A 19,544-nucleotide genomic window follows, 5' to 3' on the forward strand; every position below is an offset into this window, starting at 1 on the left:
CGGTCAGCGGGTGACCTCCGTGCTCTCCGTGACGAGGTAGAACTTGAAGTCCGTCCGCCCCGCCGGGCCGCGCTCGGCCGGGATCGGGTGCTCCTGGAACCACGCCAGGTAGTCGGCGTAGGCCTGCTCGTCGGCGAAGTGCATCTCGGCGATGCGGTAGAAGGAGAGCCCCTCCGGCACGTCGGCGGTGCCGCCCGAGGCCTGGCGCACCGGGCGCAGCACCTTGTTGAACACGATGCGGTCCAGGTGCGGGTTGGCCAGCAGGTCGGGGGCGTGGACGTCGAACAGCCAGGCCTCGTACTCCTCGGCGCTGACGCCGGGCTGGATGTCGTAGCCGAGGATGGTCGTGATGCTCATGTCTCTCCCTGGGTGGGGCGGACGGCGTCCGCGGGGTCGGGGTGGGTCCAGTCGAAGGCCTGGGCGCCCTCGCCGAAGCCCTCGAGGCGGATGCGGTGCGGCGTCACGTGCACGCCCACGAGGTCCTCGACGACCTGCTCGGGGGTGCGCAGCGGGGCCTTCCTGAAGCCGCGCGCCCGCTGCTGACCGACGTGGTGCAGGTAGAGCGCGATCGTCGCCGCGTCGTCCAGGAAGGCCGCCGTCCCCCGGACGAAGACGGCGCGTGGCGGCAGCCGGCCGATGTCGAACACGTGCGGGCGCTCGTTGGTCGCACCGGGCGCGGGGTGGCCGACCCAGGTGACCAGCAGCCGGGGGTCCCGCCGCAGCTGGGCCAGCCGGGCGTGCGTGCGCCGCTGCACGAGGTCGACCGACCAGTCGGGGTTCAGGAAGGCCGTCATGGTGCGGCCGACGGGGAAACCGTCCCGGTCGATCGTCGTCAGCTGGGCGAAGCCGGCCTCCGCCGCCACGAAGGCGAGCGCGGCGCGGCGCGCGGCGGCGAGCTGCCCGTCCTCGGTCACGGCCGTGCCCCGTCCGCGGGGACCAGCCGCCAGGTGACCGTGGAGCGGCGGGTCCGCCGAAGCCGGGCGACCAGCTCCTCGTGGCTCCAGCCGCGGTCCGGGACGAGCACGCGCTCGAGCCCGACCTCCAGCGGCGCCCGGAACGGGAAGGGGGCCAGCGCGACCGTCCCCGGCGCGGGGACCGTGGCGGTGACGGCGACCCGCTCGCCCCCGGGACGCAGGGGCACCGGCGGGAGGACGACGGGCTCGGGGCCGTGCTCCAGCCGCCGCAGCTGCGGGCCCCACGGCTGCGGCGGGGCGCCCTCGGTGCCCGCCTCGTCGGGCGGGGTGACCGCCAGGTACAGCGAGAGGAGGTCCCAGAACTGGAGCAGCTCGTAGTTGTGCCAGAGCTGGGTCTCGAAGACGCTGCGCGGCTCGTCCCCGGTCCAGGCGCGCCGCTTGGCGTCGATCCAGCGCCGCTCCTCGGCGTCCACGACCTCGCCCTGCAGCCGTCGGTCCTCCGCCGAGCGGCCGACGCGCGCCGCCGCGCCGGGCGCGGCCCAGCGCCCGCGGTACAGCCCCGTCCAGTGCATGCCGACCAGCACGCCGGAGTAGACGTCGGCCAGCGACACCTCCTCCACGCCCTGGCGGTACAGCCGCACGTGCTCCCCGGCGTCGATCTCGGTGAAGTGCAGGGGGCGGCGCTCCAGCTCGGAGAAGAGCACGCGGGCGTCCCAGGCGCGCCAGCCCTCGTCGTGGCGGGCCGCGGCGGTGCGGACGGAGTGCAGCGGGGTGGGCACCTCGAACGCCGCGTTGCCCCAGGCGCCGGCGAGCTCGCCGGCGACCCGCCCGTGCTCCACCTGCTCGACCAGCTCCAGCGCGCCGGCGCGGCGGGTGACGATCACCGCGCACCCCCGTCGCCGGCGGCCCGCCGCAGGGCCGCCCCGAGGTCCCGCGGCGTCCCACCGGACGCGAGGGCGTGCACGGCGCCGACCAGCTCGGGCGCCGCGGTGCCGAAGCGGACGGCGAGCAGCCGCCCGGCCTTGGCGGCCAGCTCGGACCGCGTGAAGGCGCGGTCGGCGTCGCCCCGCGGGCGGCCGGCCCCCGCGTGGTGGGCGGTGCCGTCGCCGAGCTCCACGCGCACCCGCGCCGGCCGGCCCGCCGGGTAGCCGTCGTCCAGGGCCGGGTCGTGCACGACGCGGACCCGGCCGGCGAGCTCGCGCACCTCGGGGGCGGCCACGGTCGCCGCGGTCAGGGTGGTCTCGTCCAGCCGGCCGGTGAGCAGGGCGACGGCCACCGACGTCGGCACGCTGAACCGGGCGGCGAGCTCGCCGTCGGCGACGCCGTCGAAGGCGGCCGCCCCGGCGGAGACGCGCACCTCCACCGACCGCACGTCCGCGCCCCGTACGCCCCGGGCGACCAGGTCGGCCACCGCGTCGTTGACCCCGTGCAGGTGGGCACAGGTGGGGTGGGCCTTCACGTACCCGCCGAGGACCTCGTGCTCGTCCCACGGGTCGCCGACCCCTGCGGCGAGCGCGGCCGGGTCCCAGGCGCGGGCGGCGACCGCGCCGAGGTGGTGGTCCAGCGCGCCCTCGGCGGCCGCGAGCCCGGCGACGGCGGCGCCGCCCAGGGAGAGCCCGAGCTGCACCGACGCCCCCAGGAAGGCGTGCGAGCCGGTGGTGCCGGAGAAGACGGTGCGCGCGTCGGTGAGCAGCACCGCGGCGGCCGAGAGCTCGAGGGCCCGGCGGGCGGCCGCGGCGTCGCCCGGGGCGAGCAGCCGGGCGACGGCGGCGGCGACGGCGACCTGCCCCCAGGTGCCGAGGTCGTGGACGCCGTCGGGGGTGCCGCCCATCGCCCGGCCCACGCGCACACCGGCCTCGTAGCCGGCCAGGACGGCGGAGAGCGCCTCCTCCCCGGAGCAGCTCCGCTCCTCGGCCAGCGCGAGCACGGCGGGGACGACGTGCGAGGCGGGGTGGCCGCGGGCCCCCCGGTGCCCGTCCTGCAGCTGATCGGCGGCGACGGCGCAGCCGTTGAGGAAGGCCGCCGTCGCCGAGGGCCACCCGCGGGCCGAGCCGACGACGGTCGCCGCCCCCTCCGGCGCACCGGAGCAGGCGGTGACGAGCCGCTCGAGCTCCGCCCGGCGGGAGCCCAGCGCCGTGACGGCGACGCAGTCGGCGACGAGGTCGACCACGCGGTGGCGGACGGCCGTGGGGGAGCTCGCCCACGACGTCCTCGCCACGGCGGCCCCGAGCACGCCGGCCGCGGTCACCGCCGGCCCCCGACGGCGGTGGCGAGGCCGCGCACCGAGGTGGCGTCCGGCAGCCCGGCGCACCAGGCGAGGACGGCGTCGGCGGCGTCGTCGCTCAGCGCGCGCGTCAGCAGCGCCCGGTGCTTGGCCGCGATCCCGGCGGCCGGGTAGGGGCGGGTCGGGCCGCCCGGGGGGTCGTCCTCCGTGGCGGTCAGGGTCCGGCCGTCCCGCAGCGTCAGCGAGACGCGCGCACCGCGGACGGCGGGCGCCGCGGCCGTCATGGCCGGGTCCTCGACGACGGTGACGCGGGCCATCAGTGCCCGCAGCGCCGGGTCGGCGGCGGCCTCGTCGGTGTAGGCGTCGATCCCGTTGTCCCGGCGCACGAGGCGCGCGGCGACGGAGTAGGGGATGGAGTGCTTGCCCGCGAAGCCGCTGGGGGCGTCACGGCCGTCCAGGCGGGTCGCCGGGGCGTAGGTCGCGACGAGGACGTCGGCCACCTCGTCGGCGCGGACCCCGTGCGCCGCGATCAGCTGCTCGGTGGCCTCGATCGGCGCGTGGTTCCACCGGCTGCAGGCGTGCAGCTTGAGGTAGCCGGTGGTCAGGTACCGCAGCGTGCCGAGCTCCTGGACCAGGTGCCCGGCGTCGAAGGACGAGCCGAGGATCTCGCCGAAGACGATCTCCGGCGCGCGGGGGTCACCGGTGGTGCCGGTCGCGGCCAGCTCGACGGCGAGCACCCCGTTGGACGCGCAGACCCCGGTGAGCGCGTTGCGGACCGTCGCCCCGCGGTTGGCGGCGTGCTGCGTGGACGCCGGGGACAGCGCGGTGGCGATGAGCACGGCCTGGACGGCGGTCGCCACGTCGCAGCCGCGCAGCCGGGCCACGCCGACGGCCGCGCCGCAGGCCATCGCGGTCCCGAACGGGTGCACGGCCCGGCGCAGCCGCAGACCGCGGGCGAAGCGGACGGCGACCTCGTACGCGGCGGCCGCCGCGGCCAGCAGCTCCGGGCCCGACGCGTCGACCTCCTCCGCCGCGGCGAGCACCGCCGGCAGGGTGTGCGCGCTCGGGTGGTTCGCCGCGTGCGCGTGCCCTTCGTCGAGCTCGAGCCGGACGGCGGCCAGCCCGTTGACCAGCGCCGCCGCGGCCGGGCTGGTGCCCGCACCGGAGGCGAGCACGGTGGCCGGGCCGCAACCGCCGAGGCGCGGGGCCGCCAGGGCCGCCTGCCGGACCTCCGCCTCGACCGAGGCGCCGACGACCGCCGCGAGCGTGTCGGTCACGACGGTGACCAGGTGCCCGGTGTCCTCCGCCCGCAGCACCTCCGGGCCGAGCGCCCACTCCACGAGGCGCTCGACGCGGCTCGCGGACGGCGCCGGCCCGGGGGAGGTCATCCCCGGACCCCCGCCATGAGCGCCCGGACGTCGGCCGCGTGCGGGAGGCCCAGGGCGGCGTCGGCGACGCTGCGGGCGGTGTCGTCGTCGAGCACCCGGCGGGCGTTGAGCCGGAACTTCTCCGCCAGCTCGTCCGACGAGAGCGGGTTGGCGGGCCCGCCCCGGTTGGCGTCGACCCGGACCTCGTGCCGGGCGCCGTCGCGGCACTCCACGCGCAGCACCGCGGGGAACTGGTGCGGGAAGATCTCGTCGCACCGGGCGTCGGGCACGCAGCGCACGAGCGCCGCCAGCCGCAGCCGGTCGGGGTCCGCGGCGGCCTCGTCGGTGAAGTCCTCGTGGAACAGGCCCAGCCCGCCGCCGCCGGTCAGCGCGGCGGCGACGGTGTACGGGCCGCTGAAGGCGGCGTGGTAGCCGGAGCGGGGCCGCGCCTTCTCCTCGGCGGGCTCGCCGATCGTGCGCAGGACGGCCGTGGGGGCGCCCAGCTCGATCGCCGTGACCTCCTCGGGTCGCACGCCGCGGGCCCGGAGCTCCAGGGCGGCGTCCACGCCGGCGTGGGTGAAGTGGTTGCACGGGTAGGGCTTGAAGAAGATGCCCGGCAGCTCCCAGTGCTCGCCCAGCCGGTCGACGACGGCGTCGACGTCGGCCCGCTCCCCGCAGAACGCGTGCAGGAAGCCGAACCGGCCCTCGATGACCGTCGGCGGGCCGGTGAGCCCGTGGCGGGCCAGGTCGGCGGCGACCACCCCGGCGTGCGCGGCCCAGCCGCAGTGCACCCGCTTCACCGTGCCGCCCGTGCGGTTGGCCTCGATCAGGCCCGAGCCCATCGAGGCGGCGATCCCCGCGGCGTGCGCGATCCCCTCTGCGTCCAGCCCGCCCACCGTGGCCGCCGCGACGGCGGAGCCGATGGCCCCGCAGATCGAGGTCGCGTGCTGGCCGCGCTCGAAGAACTCGGAGTTGCCGAGCTCGGCGTCGTAGCCGCCCATGCCCAGCCGGACGGCGACCTCGATGCCGACACCGGCGGCGTCGAGCAGCGCCGGACCGCTCGCGCCGGTCGCCTCGGCCACCGCGAGCGCGGCGGCCACCACCGAGGCCGACGGGTGCAGCACCGAGGGCAGGTGCGTGTCGTCGAAGTCGAGGGAGTGCGCCAGCGTGCCGTTCACCAGCGCGGCGGCGGCGGCCGGGACCCGCAGCCCGGTGCCGATCGCGGTCGCGTCCTCGGGGCCGCCCCAGCCCCGGACGACGGCGGTGACGGCCGACGCCGAGACCTCTCCGGTCGCCGCCAGGCTGTTGCCCAGCAGGTCCAGCACCCGCCGGGCCACGTCGTCGCGCATGCCCTCGGGGAGGCCGTTCGCGCGGGTGTCGGCCGCCAGCCCGGCCAGCCGCTGGACGATCGTCGGACCGGTCACGCCTGCACCGCCGCCAGGGGGCGCACCGGCGAGCCCGTGCCGCCGACGATGCGCAGCGGGGCCATGACGAAGACGAACTCGGTGAGGCCCTGCTCCGCGGCGGCCTCCAGGTCGAGGTGCTCGATGATGTAGATGCCGTTCTCGACCAGCAGGATGCGGTGGACCGGCAGGATGCTGTGCCCGGCGCCGGGCCGGATCTGCTCGAACGCGGTGGTGTCCGCTCCCGTCGCCCGCACCCCCGCCGCCGCCAGCCACTCGCCGGCCTCGGGGGTCGCCCCGGGCACGCCATCGGCCTGGCCCAGGTAGACGGCGGGCTCCCCGAAGTGGCGGGCCCAGCCGGTGCGGATCAGCGCGACGTCGCCCTCGCCCGGGCGGGCCCCGGCGCGCTCGGACGCCCGCTCCAGGTCGTCGGCGGTGACCCCGTAACCGGCCGGGAGCACGTCGACACCGTGCACCGCCGCGACGTCGAGCAGCACGCCGCGGGTGAGCATGGCCGGGGTGTGCTCGGCGCCGTGCTCGGTGAAACGGCCGCCGGTCTGCGCCTCGGCCGCGTCCACGCCACCGTGCAGCAGGCCGTCGTGGCTGACGTGGGAGAGCGCGTCCACGTGGGTGCCGACGTGGCCACCGGTCACGATGATCTCGTTGGAGGCCGAGCCGCCGTCGGGCCGCACCATGTCGCCGTGCCGGCGGATGAGGGTCATCCGGAAGCCCGGGTGGTTCGGCGAGCACGGCATCCCGGTGAAGAAGGGCTGGCCCAGCTCGACGAGGCGGACGCCGCCACGGACGGCGCCGAGCAGCGCATCCGTGGCCGCCGGGGCGGTGGTGGTCATCTGGTCTCTCCTGACGAGGGGGCGGGGGAGGGCGGGGCGGACGGGATGCGTTCCAGCACGGTTCGTGCACGGGCCACGACGGCGGGGTCGACGAACCGGCCGTCGGCGTCGAGGACGGCCGACTCGCCGCGGGCGGCGGCCTCCGCGGCGGTGGCGACGACGCGCTCGGCGGCCGTCACCTCCTCCGGCGACGGGGTGTAGACCTCGTGCACCGGCCCGAGCTGGCGGGGGTGCACCACCGACCGGCCGAAGAACCCGGTGGCGCGGCCGGTGCGGCTGCTGGCCCGCAGGCCCTCGAGGTCGGCGACATCGGTCCAGACGCTCTGCACCGGCGAGGGCAGGCCGGCGGCCCGTGCCGCGACGACGACCACGCCGCGGGCCCAGCGCAGCCCCTCGTCGCGGTCGACGAGCAGGTCGGCGGCGAGATCGGCCTCGCCGAGGCCGATGCCGGCCACGAGCTCGTGCGCCCCGGCCAGCTCGTGCGCCCGCCAGAGCCCGCGCGCGGTCTCCAGCAGCAGCTGCATGGGCAGGCCGAGCCGGTCGCCGACGGCGCGGACGGCGTCGGGGTCGTCGGCCCGCGGCACCCGGATCCCGTCGGCCCGGCACCCGCTCAGCTCCGCGAGGTCACGCTCCCCGGCCTCGGTGCCGGGCGGGTTGATCCGCACCCAGAGCGCCGGGCCGCCGGTGCGCGGTCGGGCGAGCAGGGCGGCGGTGAGTTCCCGGGCGCGGTCCTTCTGCGCCGCGGGGACCGCGTCCTCGAGGTCCACCACGACGGCGTCGGCGCCGGCGGTCAGCGCCTTGGCCACGCGGTCGTCCCGGTGGCCGGGGACGTAGAGCCAGGACCGGGGGGACGTGCTCACAGCGCTCCCTTGCTCCGCAGCGCCGCCACCTCGTCCGCGTCGATGCCCAGCTCGGCGAGCACCTCCTCGGTGTGCTGGCCGATGCTGGGTCCGGCGCTGACGATCGCGCCGGGGGTCTCGGAGAGCCGGAAGATCACGTTCTGCATGAGCACCGACCCGAGCTCGGGGTCGGGGACCCGCACCAGGCTGCCGAGCGCCTGGAACTGCGGGTCGGCCAGCACGTCCCGGACGTCGTAGATCGGCGCGACCGCGGCCTGCGCCTCCTCGAAGGCGCGCACCACCTCGTCGCGGTCCCGGGCGGCGATCCAGGAGCCGACGGCGTCGTCGAGCTCGTCGGCGTGCTCGGCCCGCTCGGCGCCGGAGGCGAACCAGGGCTCGTCGATGAACTCGGGGCGGCCCACCAGGTGCATGACGCGCTCGGCGATGCTCTGCGCGCTGGTCGAGATCGCCACCCAGCGCCCGTCGCGGGTGCGGTAGGTGTTGCGCGGCGCGTTGTTCGCCGAGCGGTTGCCCGTGCGCGGCTGCACCTGGCCGACGGCGTCGTAGACCGTCGGCTGGGGGCCGAGCAGGGTGAGGATCGGCTCGATGATCGCGAGGTCGACGACCTGGCCGCGACCGGTGGTGTCACGGGCCCGCAGCGCGGTGAGGGTGGCGAACGCGGCGGCCAGCGCGGAGATGCCGTCGGCGAGGCCGAACGGTGGGAGGGTCGGGGGGCCGTCGGGCTCGCCGGTGATGGCAGCGAACCCGCTCATCGCCTCGGCGAGCGTGCCGAACCCCGGCCGCCCGGAGTAGGGGCCGAACTGGCCGAACCCCGTGACCCGGACCAGCACCAGCCCCGGGTTGTCGCGGCTGAGCTCGTCGTAGCCCAGGCCCCAGCGCTCGAGCGTGCCCGGGCGGAAGTTCTCGATGACGACGTCGGCCGTGGCGACGAGCTTGCGGAAGACCTCCTGCCCCTCGGGCGAGCCCAGGTACAGGGTGATGCCGCGCTTGTTGCGGCCCACGACCTTGCCCCAGAGGCCGACGCCGTCCTTGCTGGCCCCGTGGTAGCGGACCGGGTCACCCTTGGGGTGCTCGATCTTGATCACCTCGGCGCCGAAGTCGCCGAGCATGGTCGCCGCCAGGGGGCCGGCGAAGAGGGTCGAGACGTCGAGGACCCGGAGCCCGGCGAGTGCGGAGGTCATGCGAGGACCTGTCCTTTCGTGGCGGGGAGCCCACCGCGCCAGCCCATGTCGCGGGAGACGCGGTCGGCGGCGGAGATCAGGAAGGGGACGAACCGGTCCCGCGCGGCGGCGTCGACGCGGGCGGCCGGGCCGCAGACGGAGATGGCCCCCTGCACCGAGCCGTCGAGCCCGAAGATCGGGGCGGCGACCGAGCCGGCGCCCTCCTGCCGCTCCCCGTCCGAGCACGCGTAGCCCTTGCGCCGGACGTCCTCGATCCGCCGGCGCAGGTTCCCCGCGTCCGCGATGGTGCGATCGGTCAGCAGGTCGAGGGGCCCGCCGAGCACCGCGTCGATCTCGTCGTCGGGCAGGAAGGCGAGGATGCAGGTGCTGGAGCTGCCGGCGTGCAGGGGGAACCGCCGGCCGATCTCCACGGTCATCTTGATCTCCTGCCGGCTCTCCACCTGGTCCAGGTAGACGCGGCCGCCGGGCACGCGGGCCGAGACGGTGGTCGTCTCCCCGGTCACCTGCTGCAGGTCGCGGAGCACCGGGAGGGCCACCCCGCGCAGGTCCAGGCCGCGCAGCGCACGGGCGCCGAGCGCCGCCGCGGCGGGCCCCAGCCGGTACTCCCGGGTGCCCGCGTCGGCGGTCAGCAGACCGCGCTGGACGAGCGTCTGCAGGATCCGGTGCACGACGGCCTTGGAGAGGTCCAGCTCGCGGGCGATCGCCGAGACGCCCAGCGACCGTGGGCCGTCCAGGAAGGCGAGGAGCACGTCGGCGACCCGGCCGGCCCCCTCGGTGCCTCCGTTGTCCGCCACGGCCGCCCCTTCCCGCTCGGGCGGCCACTCGCCGCCATGCTCTCGTCTCGTTCCGCCACTGTTCCTGTCAGCGGAACGGTAGAACGACTCGCTGTCGTGCCGCAATCGCCCTGGTCCGACCGAAACTTAACCGCAACATAGGAATTGTGTCGAGATCTTGCGCACACGACGCGCCTGCTGCCAGAGTGGCGAGTCACCAAGGCGTTCCGTGCAGAGGAACGTCGTCGAGGTCGGGAGACGAGATGCGGAAGCCCTGGATCGCAGCGGTCGCAGTCGCTATGCCGTTGACGCTCGCAGCCTGCGGCGGCTCCGCGCCGCCCGGCACGGAGGGCACCGGTGACACCGGCGGGGGCGGCGGCTCCGGCGACACCATCACGATCGGCTCGCTCCACCCGCTCAGCGGGGCCTTCGCCGCCGACGGCCAGCAGATGGACAACGGCGCGCAGCTCGCCGTCGACGCCATCAACGAGGCCGGCGGCATCGAGTGCCTGGACGGCGCCCAGCTCGAGCTGGCCAGCGCCGACAGCCAGGGCGCGCCCGAGGTCGGCCAGAGCGAGGCCCAGCGGCTGATCCAGGAGGGCGCCGTCGCGCTCGTCGGCACCTACAACAGCGCGGTGAGCCAGAATGTGGCGGCGGTGGCCGAGCGCAACCAGGTGCCCTTCGTCATCGACGTCTCCAGCGCCGACGAGATCCTCCAGCAGGGCTACCAGTACACCTTCCGCCTGCAGCCCAGCGCCGCGGTGCTCGCCCAGCGGGGCGCGGAGTACCTCGCCGAGGTCTCCGAGCAGGCCGGCGCCCCGGCCCAGCAGGTGGCGATCCTGCACGAGCAGGGCCCCTTCGGTACCGCGATCGCCGAGGGCTTCACCGCCGAGGCGGAGAGCCAGGGCATGACGATCGGCCCGGTCATCAGCTACGACCCGGCCAGCGTCTCGGACTTCACCACCCAGATCACCGCCGTCCGGGAGGCCGGGGCCGACGTCATGATGGTCGCCGGCTACTACCGGGACGGCGTCCTGGTGGCCAGGGCCGTGGACACCGTGCAGCCGGGCCTCGACGCGGTCTGGGGCGTGGCCAACGGCGCGTTCGACACCCCGCAGTTCCCCGGCGAGGTCGGCGAGGCCGGCGAGGGCTACTTCGACGCGAACTACCGGCTGGACATGACCAACCCGGAGACGCAGGAGCTGGCCCAGCTCTACAGCGACACCTTCGACGACGACATCCGCACTGCCGCGGTGCTCACCTACGACGCGGTCCGGGTCGTCGCCGACGCGCTGGGCCGGGCGTGCTCCACCGACCCGACGGAGCTGCGCGACGCGATCGCCGAGACCGAGCTGGACTCGCTGATCGCCCAGGACGGGCCCATCGCCTTCGACGAGACCGGCGAGAACACCAACGCCGCGCCGATCCTCATGCAGGTCGTCGACGGCACCGTCCAGCAGGTCTTCCCGTCCGAGTACGCCGAGACCGAGCCCGTCTACCCGGCGTCGCCGAACCCGTGACCGACCCGACGAAGGAGCACGGTGCCCCGCCCCTGGACCGGGGCACCGTCTCCACCGAGGAGCCACCCCAGACCACGCAGCTGACCACGCCGGCGCCGGGGGGCCGGCGGCGGGCGGCCGCGGTCCGCGTGGCGGCGGTCGTGGCCGTCGCGGTGGTGGCCCTGGGGCTGGCGTACTGGCGGACCGGCAACGAGGTCGTCGTCACCCAGGCGGTGCTCACCGGCCTGATGATCGGCGGCGTCTACGGCCTGGTCGCCATGGGCCTGACCCTCATCTTCGGTGTGCTGGACATCGTCAACTTCGCGCACGGCGCGTTCCTGGCGGTCGCCCTCTACATCACCGTGGAGATGGTTGGCAGGTTCGGGGTGCACCCGTACGTCGCCCTGCTGGTGAGCGTCCCGCTCATGTTCCTGCTCGGGGCGGCGGTGCAGCGGTTCATCCTCTCGGGCGCGATGGGCAAGCCGCTGGAGAACCAGCTGCTGATCACCCTGGGCCTCGCGCTGCTCATCGACAACGGGCTGCTGCTCTTCTACGGCCCCAACCCGCAGTCGGCGCGCCTGCCCAACGACACCGGGGTCGACGTCTTCGGCGCGGTGGTGACCGTGGGCCGCCTGCTGGCCTTCGCCGTCGCGCTGGTCCTGGCGGGGCTGCTCTACCTGCTGCTGCAGCGCACCCGGCTGGGCACGGCGATCCGGGCGGTGGCGGCGAACGACACCGGCGCGCAGATGGTCGGCATCGACACCCGGCGGATCTACATGGCCACCTTCGCCATCGGCACCGCCTGCGCGGGCGCGGCCGGCGTCCTGGTCGCCCCGCTGGTGACCATCGAGCCGACCACCGGCGAGCTGTTCAACATCGTCGCGTTCGTCGTCGTGGTGCTGGGCGGCATGGGGAACGTCGTCGGCGCGCTCGTCGGGGGGCTGCTGATCGGGCTGACCGAGCAGTTGGGCGCCCTCTACCTGCCGGGCCAGAGCCCGCTGCTGTCGGTGTTCATCGTCTTCGTCCTGGTGCTGTTCCTCCGTCCCCAGGGCCTGTTCGGGAGGGCGGCATGAGCACGGCGGTGCAGAACCCCGCGGAGCCGCGGACGCTGCCCCAGCCCCCGTGGGGCAAGCACCTGGTGGCGGTGGCCGTCCTCGCCGCGGTGCTGGCGGTCCTCCCGCTGGTCCTGCCGCCGGCGCAGCAGGCCGTCGCGGTGCGGGTGCTGATCTTCGCCATCCTGGCGATCGGCTGGAACATCATGAGCGGCTTCGGCGGGATGTTCAGCTTCGGTCACGCCGCCTACTTCGGCATCGGCGCCTACGTGAGCGTGTGGCTGCTGGTCGAGCGGGGCGTCTCCCCGTGGATCGGGATGCTCGCCGGCATGGTGGCCGCCGCCCTCTTCGCGGCGCTGATCGGCTTCCTGGCGCTGCGCTACCGGCTCAAGGGCGCGTACTTCGCGCTCTCCACCTTCGCCTTCGCGGAGATGCTGCGGCTGCTGGCGATCAACAGCGACCTGGTCAACCGCGCCGTCGGGTACAACGTCCCGCTGCGGCCGGAGTCCTCCTGGGCCTTCATCCAGTTCGAGCCGGGCGCGGCGGAGTACTTCTGGATCGCCCTGGCGCTGACGGTCGCCGCGCTGGTGACCACCATCGTGTTCCTGCGGTCGCGGATCGGCCGGTTCACGGTGGCGGTGCGGGACGACGAGGACGCCGCGGCGGCCCTCGGCATCCCGGTGATGCGCACGAAGCTGATCACGATCATGCTCTCGGCCGCGATCACCTCGGTCGCCGGCACCTTCTACGTCCAGTACTACTTCTTCGTCGACCCCGACGTCGCCTTCGGGTCCAGCGTCTCGATCCAGGCGATCCTTCCCGCGGTCATCGGCGGCGTCGCGACGATCTGGGGGCCGGTCATCGGCGCGGCCATCCTCGGCCCGCTCAACGACCTCACGGCCACCCTGCTGCGCGACCCGCCGCCCGGTCTGGAGTTCCTGCAGGGCCGCGCGGGGCTGGACGTCATGGTCTACGCGGTGCTGCTCATCCTCATCGTCCTGCTCCTCCCGCAAGGGGTGTACGGAGCCATCCGCGAGAGGTGGGAACGGCGGTGACGCTGCTGCAGGTCGACAACGTCAGCAAGACCTTCCGCGGCCTCCGGGCCGTCGACGACGTCTCCTTCGCGGTGGAGGAGGGCAGCATCCTCGGGATCATCGGGCCCAACGGCGCCGGGAAGACCACGCTGTTCAACTGCATCGCCGGGGCGATCGCACCCGACACCGGCACCGTCCGGCTCGGCGGCGCCGACGTCACCGGGGCGAAGCCGCACAAGGTGTCGCGGGCCGGCATGGCGCGGACCTTCCAGCTCATGAAGCCCTTCGGCAGCATGAGCGTGCTGGAGAACGTCGCGGTGGCGGCGATGGCCCACGGCACCTCGCGGCGCGCGGCCGGCGACACGGCGGCCGACGTCGTCGAGCGGGTCGGGCTGTCGCGGTGGCGCGACGCCCGCAGCGACGGGCTGCCCACTGCCGGGCTCAAGCGCCTGGAGCTCGCCCGCGCGCTGGCGTCCCGGCCGCGGGTCCTGCTGCTGGACGAGGTGCTCGCCGGGCTGCTCCCGGCCGAGCGCCTGCCGGTGATGGAGCTGCTCGAGACCCTGCGGTCCGACGACGGGATCACCCTCGTCTTCGTCGAGCACATCATGGCCGCGGTGATGCGGCTGTCGGACTCGGTGCTCGTCCTCGAGCAGGGCCGGGTGCTCACCGCAGGCTCCCCCGCGGAGGTCACCCAGGACCCCCGGGTGATCGAGGCCTACCTCGGAGAGGAGCCGGCCGGTGCTGGTTCTTGACGGTCTCTGCGCCGGCTACCACGGGCTGCAGATCCTGCACGAGCTCGACCTCAGGGTGGAGGCCGGCGAGATCGTGGCGGTGGTCGGCGCCAACGGTGCGGGCAAGACGACGACGCTGCGGGCGATCTCCGGTCTGCTGCCCACCACCTCGGGGTCGATCAGCTTCGACGGCCAGCGGGCCGACGGCGTCCGCACCGCCGAGCTGGTCCGCCGCGGGCTCGTGCAGGTGCCCGAGGAGCGCGCGCTGTTCGGGCCGCTGACCGTGGAGGAGAACCTCCGCATGGGCGGCTGGACCCAGAAGGCGCCCGAGGTGCAGGCCTCCCTCACCGAGGTGTTCGAGCTGTTCCCCATCCTCCAGGAGCGGCGGCGGCAGGCCGCGGAGACGCTCAGCGGCGGTCAGCAGCAGATGCTGGCGATCGGCCGCGCCCTCATGGCCCGGCCCAAACTCTTGATGCTCGACGAGCCGTCGACCGGGCTCGCGCCCAAGCTGACCTGGGCGGTGCTCGAGGCGGTGCGGACCATCCGCGACCGCGGCGTCGCCGTCCTGCTGGTCGAGCAGAACGCCGCACAGGCGCTGCGGATGGCCGACCGGGCCTACGTCCTGGAGAGCGGCAGCTGCGTGCTCTCCGGCCCCGGGCCTGAGCTCGCCGAGGACGACCGGGTGCGCAGCGCGTACCTCGGCCTGTGACGGCAGGACGACCGGTGACGGCCGCCGCGCTGCGCTCGCCCGCCGACGAGGCGCGCGAGGCGACGCAGGCCCTCGGCGCGTGGGCGGCCGGGCTGCGGTGGGCCGACGTCCCGGCCGACGCGCGGGAGCGGCTGCGGCTGGTGCTCCTGGACTCCTTCGGCGTCATGGTCCTGGGGGCGCGCCAGCCCGAGCAGCGGGCGCTCGTGGCGGCGTGGCGCCCGGGGGCCGGGCCGGCGCCGCTGGTCGGCGGGGGGCTGTCGACGACGGTCGAGGCCGCCGCCTGGCTCAACGCGAGCGCGCTGGTGCGGCTGGAGCTCGACGAGGGCCACAAGTACGCCAAGGGCCACCCCGGCGCGCACGGCCTGCCCGCCGTCCTGGCGCTCGCGGCCGACCTGCGGGCTCCCGGCCCCGACATCGCCGCGGCGCTGATGGCCGCCTACGAGGTCGCCGCCCGCTTCGGCCGCGCCACCCGGCTGCGCCCCGGCATGCACCCCCACGGCAGCTGGGGGGTGGCCGGGGCGGCCGCGGGCTGCGCCCGGCTGCTCGGCCTCGACGCCGACGGGGTGGCCGCCGCCGTCGACACCGGGGCCGGCCTGCCCGTGGCGGGCCACTTCGACTCGGCGCTGGACGGCAACCCGGTGCGGGACGCGTGGATGTCGGCGTCCAACGTCGCGGGGCTCGCCGCCGCGCGGATGGCCGCCGCCGGGGTGGCCCGCAACACCGGGACGGCGGCCGGCTCGCTGGGTGAGCTGCTCGGCTCCTTCGACGCCGCGGCCCTGACCGAGGCGCTCGGCGAGCGGTGGGACGTGCGGCACGGTTACTTCAAGCGGCACGCGTCGTGCTCGTTCACCCACCCGGTGGCCGACGCGGTGCTGCGGCTGCGCCCGGAGCTGACCGACCCCACCGACGTCGACGAGGTCGTCGTCGAGACGCACTCCCTGGCCGCCGGCCTGGCGCGCACCTCCTGGGACTCCCGTCTCGGCGCGCTGTTCAGCGTGCCGTTCGTGGTGGCCGCGGCGCTGGTGCACGGGCACGTGGGGCCCGAGGCGTCCGCGGCGGAGGCCCGCTCGGACGCCCGCGTCACGCACCTGGCCGGCCGGGTCCGCGTCGTGCGCGCCGACGACCTCGACGCCCGGCTGCCCGACGAGCGCGCCGCCCGGGTGACCGTCCGGGCCGCCGGGCGGGAGCTCGCGCTGGAGGTCCCCAACCCGGTCGGCGACGCCGCCCACCACCCGTTCGACGAGGACGACGTGGTCGCGCTGCTCTCCGCGCTGCTCGGGGACGACGAGGTCGTGGCCACCGTCCGGGAGGTCGCCGCGGGCCTGCCCGACGCCCCGGACGTCGCCCCCCTGCTCGGACGGCTGGCCGGATGACCCGCCCGTCCGACCGAACCCCGAGGAGCTCCGTGCGCATCTACGCCGTCACCCCGATCCACGTCCCCGCCGAGGAGCTGGCCCGGCGGCAGGCGCGCTACGACGCCCTCTGCCCGCCGGGGCTGAGCGTGGAACTGCACGACATCGGTTCCGGGGCCCCGCGCGCCCTGGACACCGAGCAGCAGGTGCGCGACAGCGAGGGCATGGTCACCGAGGCGCTCCGCGCGGCGCCGGACGAGGCGGACGCGCTGCTGCCCGACTGCGTGCTCGACCCCGGCGTCCCCGCGCTGGCCGGGACCCTCGGCCGTCCCGTCTTCGGCCTGCTGCGCACGAGCATGACCTGGAGCGCGCTCGCGGGGCGCTCCGTCGGGGCGGTCACCCGCAACCGGCCGATCGCCGACGAGCTCGCCCGGCAGGTCGACGTCTACGGCCTGGGCGGCTCCTTCACCGGGGTGGAGGTGCTCGACCTGGACGTGGACGCCATCCACCAGGCCGATCGCTGGGGGGCGTCGCTGGAGGCGGTGGTCGGGCGGATGAGCCGGGCCGGCGCCGGCGACCTGGTCAACGGCTGCAGCGCCGTCGACCTGCCGGCGGAGGCCGCGGACTGGCCGGTGCGCGTGGTCGACCCCACGGCCCTGGCCCTGCGGCTGATCGCCGCGGGGGAGGCGGCGGCGTGAGCGACACCGGACCCGACCTCGTCGTCGCAGGGGCGGGCGGCGGCCTGGCCGCGGCCCTGCGGGCGGCGCAGCACGGGTTGGACGTGCTGGTCGTCGAGGTCAGCGAGCACTTCCGCCGCGGCAACAACACCTCGATGTCGACGGCGATGATCCCCGGCGCCGGATCGCGCTTCCAGCGGGAGGCCGGCATCGAGGACTCGCCGGATCTCTACGTCGAGGACATCCGGCGCAAGACGAAGGGGGAGGCCGACGAGCGGCTTGCGCGGGCCCTCGCCGAGGTGAGCGCGCCGCTGGTGGAGTGGCTGGCCGACGACGTCGGGCTGCCGCTCGCGCTCGTCACCGACTTCCACTACCCGGGTCACACCGCCGACCGCTGCCACACGATCGAGGGCCGGCACGGCACCGTCCTGCTCGACCACCTGGTCGCCGCCGTGAAGGCCGAGGAGCGGATCGACCTGCTGGTCCCCGCCAAGCTGGTGGACGTCCTCCTCGACGACGAGGGCCGGGTGCGCGCCGCGGTCATCGAGACGCCCGACGGCGCCGCGGAGGAGGTCGAGACGCCGGCGGTGCTGCTGGCGACCAACGGCTACGGCGCCGACCGGGCGTTGGTCGCCCGCCACCTCCCGGAGATCGCCGACGCCGTCTACCACGGCAGCGAGGCCTCCCGCGGGGACGCGCTGCGGATCGGCGCGGAGCTCGGGGCGGCCACCGGCTACCTCGACGCCTACCAGGGCCACGGGGCGCTGGCGGCGCGGTCGTCGACCCTGGTGGGCTGGGCGACGGTCATGCACGGCGCGGTGATCGTCGGCCAGGACGGCCGGCGCTTCGGGGACGAGACGTCGGGCTACTCCGAGTACGCCGCGGTCATCGCGCGGCAGCCCGGCGCGACCGCCTGGATCGTCCTGGACCAGCGCATCCACGACGCCTGCCTGCCGTTCACCGACTTCCGCCAGACCATCGAGGGCGGCGCCCTGGTCTGGGCCGACGACGTCGCCGGCCTCGCCGCGGCCACCGGGCTACCGGCCGACACGCTGGCCGAGGAGCTCGGCGCAGCCGCCGCCCTGGCGCGCGGGGAGGCCGAGGACCGCTTCGGCCGCACCTCCTTCGAGGCCGAGCTCGCCCCGCCGCTGGCCGCCGTCCGCGTCGTGCCGGCGCTCTTCCACACCCAGGGCGGTCTCGTCGTCGACGAGCACGCCCGCGTCACCCGCCCCGACGGCTCGGTCATCCCCGGGCTCTACGCGTCCGGCGGGGCGGCGGCCGGGATCTCCGGTCACGGCGCCGCCGGCTACCTGGCCGGCAACGGCCTCCTGCCCGCCCTGGGCCTGGCCTACCTGGCCGCCGACCACGTGGCCGCGGGCCACGGCCGGCCGGCCGCCACCCCCTCCGAGGAAGGAACCGCATGACCCGCCTCCAGACCCTTGTCAAGAACGTCACGGTCGTCCGGCCGGACGTCCCCGGCGCCGAGGACGGCGAGGCCCTCGACCTCGGCGTCGCCGACGGGAAGTTCGTCCGGGTGGAGCGGGACATCCCCGCCGAGGACGCCGACGTGGTCGTCGACGGCCGCGGCCGGGTGGCCTTCCCCGGCGTGGTCGACGCGCACCAGCACTGGGGGATCTACAACCCGCTGGGCGAGGACGCCGAGACCGAGAGCCGGGCCAGCGCGCAGGGCGGCGTCACCACCGGGCTCACCTACATGCGCACCGGGCAGTACTACCTCAACGAGGGCGGCCCCTACCGGCAGTTCTTCCCCAAGGTGCTCGCGGCGTCCGAGGGCCGCTCCTACATCGACTACGCCTTCCACCTCGCGCCGATGTCGCAGGAGCACATCGCCGAGATCCCCGAGCTCATCGAGGAGTTCGGCGTCACCTCGTTCAAGATCTTCATGTTCTACGGCGGGCACGGCCTGCACGGCGCGTCGTCCGACCAGAGCTCGTTCCTGATGATCCCGCAGGGGGAGCGCTACGACCTCGCCCACTTCGAGTTCGTCATGCGCGGCATCCAGGAGGCGCGGGAGAAGCTGGCGGACAAGGCGCCGCACGTCTCGTTGTCCCTGCACTGCGAGACGGCCGAGATCATGACCGCCTACACCCGGATGGTCATGGAGGAGGGGACGCTGACGGGCCTGGCCGCCTACAGCGCCTCCCGTCCCCCGCACTCCGAGGGCCTGGCCATCACGATCGCGTCGTTCCTCGCCGACGAGACCCAGCTGCCCAGCATCAACCTGCTGCACCTGTCCTCTCGCAAGGCGCTCACCGCGGCGCTGCGGATGGCGAAGGTCTTCCCGCACGTCGACTTCCGGCGCGAGGTCACCATCGGCCACCTGCTGGCCGACATCGACACCGCGCACGGGCTGGGCGGCAAGGTGAACCCGCCACTGCGGCCGCGCGAGGACGTCGAGGCCCTGTGGGAGCACCTGCTCGCCGGCGACCTGGACTGGGTCGTGAGCGACCACGCCTGCTGCAAGGAGGAGCAGAAGTTCGGCGAGCCGCGGGACGACATCTTCCTCGCCAAGTCGGGCTTCGGAGGGGCCGAGTACCTGCTCCCCGGCCTGGTCGGCGAGGGGAGCCGCCGGGGGCTGTCCTACCGGCGCATCGCGGAGCTGACCTCCTGGAACCCGGCCCGGCGCTACGGGCTGCCGGGCAAGGGGACGATCGGGGTCGGCTACGACGCGGACTTCTGCCTGGTCGACCCGTCGGCGACCTGGACGGTCGAGGCGGCGAAGTCCGAGTCGACGCAGGAGTACACGCCCTTCGAGGGCTTCGAGCTCGGCGCGAAGGTGACCGACACGTGGGTGCGCGGCACCCAGGTCCTCGCCGACGGAGCGATCACCGGCAGCCCGACGGGCCGCTACCTGCACCGGCCCTACACCGGCTGAGGCAGCCGGACCCCGGCCGGA

At 75.4% G+C, this 19,544-nt stretch carries 19 protein-coding genes; 9 read left to right on the forward strand and 10 right to left on the reverse strand.

Features of this window, described 5'->3' with window-relative positions; translation table 11 throughout:
- Window positions 1-3: 3 nt before the first annotated feature.
- Genes ACI794_RS02565 through ACI794_RS02610 form a run of 10 tightly spaced genes read right to left on the reverse strand, consistent with a single transcriptional unit; the run spans window position 4 to window position 9,594 of the window.
- Window positions 4-357 (reverse strand): hypothetical protein, encoded by a 354-nt coding sequence (locus tag ACI794_RS02565; protein ID WP_456602365.1) that lies wholly within the window; start codon window positions 355-357, stop codon window positions 4-6.
- On the reverse strand, window positions 354-914 hold the full coding sequence (locus ACI794_RS02570) for a hypothetical protein (RefSeq protein WP_456615614.1): 561 nt from the start codon (window positions 912-914) through the stop codon (window positions 354-356). The genes ACI794_RS02565 and ACI794_RS02570 overlap by 4 nt, the downstream gene beginning before the upstream one ends.
- Window positions 911-1,798, reverse strand: a complete 888-nt coding sequence (locus ACI794_RS02575) for a DUF3891 family protein (protein ID WP_456602367.1) — start codon at window positions 1,796-1,798, stop codon at window positions 911-913. Before ACI794_RS02575 ends, ACI794_RS02570 begins: the two co-directional genes overlap by 4 nt.
- Window positions 1,795-3,162, reverse strand: a complete 1,368-nt coding sequence (locus ACI794_RS02580; RefSeq protein ID WP_456615615.1) for an MmgE/PrpD family protein — start codon at window positions 3,160-3,162, stop codon at window positions 1,795-1,797. The genes ACI794_RS02575 and ACI794_RS02580 overlap by 4 nt, the downstream gene beginning before the upstream one ends.
- Entirely contained in the window at window positions 3,159-4,526 is a 1,368-nt protein-coding gene (locus tag ACI794_RS02585; protein ID WP_456615616.1) for an MmgE/PrpD family protein, read from the reverse strand. Before ACI794_RS02585 ends, ACI794_RS02580 begins: the two co-directional genes overlap by 4 nt.
- Complete coding sequence (locus ACI794_RS02590) at window positions 4,523-5,929, reverse strand: MmgE/PrpD family protein (RefSeq protein ID WP_456602370.1); 1,407 nt, start codon at window positions 5,927-5,929, stop codon at window positions 4,523-4,525. The genes ACI794_RS02585 and ACI794_RS02590 overlap by 4 nt, the downstream gene beginning before the upstream one ends.
- Window positions 5,926-6,759: a cyclase family protein gene (locus ACI794_RS02595; protein ID WP_456581037.1), complete on the reverse strand. Its 834-nt coding sequence runs from the start codon at window positions 6,757-6,759 to the stop codon at window positions 5,926-5,928. Before ACI794_RS02595 ends, ACI794_RS02590 begins: the two co-directional genes overlap by 4 nt.
- On the reverse strand, window positions 6,756-7,619 hold the full coding sequence (locus ACI794_RS02600; RefSeq protein ID WP_456602371.1) for an HpcH/HpaI aldolase/citrate lyase family protein: 864 nt from the start codon (window positions 7,617-7,619) through the stop codon (window positions 6,756-6,758). The genes ACI794_RS02595 and ACI794_RS02600 overlap by 4 nt, the downstream gene beginning before the upstream one ends.
- Window positions 7,616-8,800 (reverse strand): CaiB/BaiF CoA transferase family protein, encoded by a 1,185-nt coding sequence (locus ACI794_RS02605; protein ID WP_456602372.1) that lies wholly within the window; start codon window positions 8,798-8,800, stop codon window positions 7,616-7,618. Before ACI794_RS02605 ends, ACI794_RS02600 begins: the two co-directional genes overlap by 4 nt.
- Entirely contained in the window at window positions 8,797-9,594 is a 798-nt protein-coding gene (locus ACI794_RS02610) for an IclR family transcriptional regulator (RefSeq protein ID WP_456602373.1), read from the reverse strand. Before ACI794_RS02610 ends, ACI794_RS02605 begins: the two co-directional genes overlap by 4 nt.
- A gap of 284 nt (window positions 9,595-9,878) precedes the next feature.
- Here ACI794_RS02610 and ACI794_RS02615 point away from each other — a divergent pair, with 284 nt between their 5' ends.
- The 9 genes from ACI794_RS02615 to ACI794_RS02655 are packed head-to-tail and all read left to right on the forward strand — an operon-like array spanning window position 9,879 to window position 19,523.
- Window positions 9,879-11,093 carry an ABC transporter substrate-binding protein gene (locus ACI794_RS02615; protein ID WP_456581041.1) on the forward strand — a complete coding sequence of 405 codons (1,215 nt, stop codon included), beginning with the start codon at window positions 9,879-9,881 and terminating at the stop codon, window positions 11,091-11,093.
- Complete coding sequence (locus ACI794_RS02620) at window positions 11,090-12,145, forward strand: branched-chain amino acid ABC transporter permease (protein WP_456602374.1); 1,056 nt, start codon at window positions 11,090-11,092, stop codon at window positions 12,143-12,145. The genes ACI794_RS02615 and ACI794_RS02620 overlap by 4 nt, the downstream gene beginning before the upstream one ends.
- Entirely contained in the window at window positions 12,142-13,179 is a 1,038-nt protein-coding gene (locus tag ACI794_RS02625) for a branched-chain amino acid ABC transporter permease (protein ID WP_456602375.1), read from the forward strand. The genes ACI794_RS02620 and ACI794_RS02625 overlap by 4 nt, the downstream gene beginning before the upstream one ends.
- On the forward strand, window positions 13,176-13,910 hold the full coding sequence (locus tag ACI794_RS02630) for an ABC transporter ATP-binding protein (protein ID WP_456602376.1): 735 nt from the start codon (window positions 13,176-13,178) through the stop codon (window positions 13,908-13,910). Before ACI794_RS02625 ends, ACI794_RS02630 begins: the two co-directional genes overlap by 4 nt.
- Complete coding sequence (locus ACI794_RS02635) at window positions 13,897-14,598, forward strand: ABC transporter ATP-binding protein (RefSeq protein ID WP_456602377.1); 702 nt, start codon at window positions 13,897-13,899, stop codon at window positions 14,596-14,598. The genes ACI794_RS02630 and ACI794_RS02635 overlap by 14 nt, the downstream gene beginning before the upstream one ends.
- Before the next feature lie 14 nt (window positions 14,599-14,612).
- Complete coding sequence (locus ACI794_RS02640; protein ID WP_456615617.1) at window positions 14,613-15,971, forward strand: MmgE/PrpD family protein; 1,359 nt, start codon at window positions 14,613-14,615, stop codon at window positions 15,969-15,971.
- Window positions 15,972-16,003: 32 nt separating this feature from the next.
- Window positions 16,004-16,648, forward strand: coding sequence for an aspartate/glutamate racemase family protein (locus ACI794_RS02645; RefSeq protein ID WP_456602379.1), 645 nt, complete (start codon window positions 16,004-16,006; stop codon window positions 16,646-16,648).
- Window positions 16,645-18,051 (forward strand): FAD-dependent oxidoreductase, encoded by a 1,407-nt coding sequence (locus tag ACI794_RS02650; protein ID WP_456602380.1) that lies wholly within the window; start codon window positions 16,645-16,647, stop codon window positions 18,049-18,051. The genes ACI794_RS02645 and ACI794_RS02650 overlap by 4 nt, the downstream gene beginning before the upstream one ends.
- The gene (locus ACI794_RS02655) at window positions 18,048-19,523 is read left to right on the forward strand and encodes a dihydroorotase (protein ID WP_456602381.1); all 1,476 of its coding nucleotides are present in this window, start codon (window positions 18,048-18,050) and stop codon (window positions 19,521-19,523) included. Before ACI794_RS02650 ends, ACI794_RS02655 begins: the two co-directional genes overlap by 4 nt.
- Window positions 19,524-19,544: the final 21 nt, after the last annotated feature.

The organism is Blastococcus sp. SYSU DS0541 (genome assembly GCF_054050875.1).

Coding starts and splice junctions, on each gene's coding strand:
- ACI794_RS02625 (WP_456602375.1), top strand. CDS start 12,142: ATGAGCACGGCGGTGCAGAACCCCGCGGAGCCGCGGACGCTGCCCCAG.
- ACI794_RS02605 (WP_456602372.1), bottom strand. CDS start 8,800: ATGACCTCCGCACTCGCCGGGCTCCGGGTCCTCGACGTCTCGACCCTC.
- ACI794_RS02655 (WP_456602381.1), top strand. CDS start 18,048: ATGACCCGCCTCCAGACCCTTGTCAAGAACGTCACGGTCGTCCGGCCG.
- ACI794_RS02595 (WP_456581037.1), bottom strand. CDS start 6,759: ATGACCACCACCGCCCCGGCGGCCACGGATGCGCTGCTCGGCGCCGTC.
- ACI794_RS02585 (WP_456615616.1), bottom strand. CDS start 4,526: ATGACCTCCCCCGGGCCGGCGCCGTCCGCGAGCCGCGTCGAGCGCCTC.
- ACI794_RS02565 (WP_456602365.1), bottom strand. CDS start 357: ATGAGCATCACGACCATCCTCGGCTACGACATCCAGCCCGGCGTCAGC.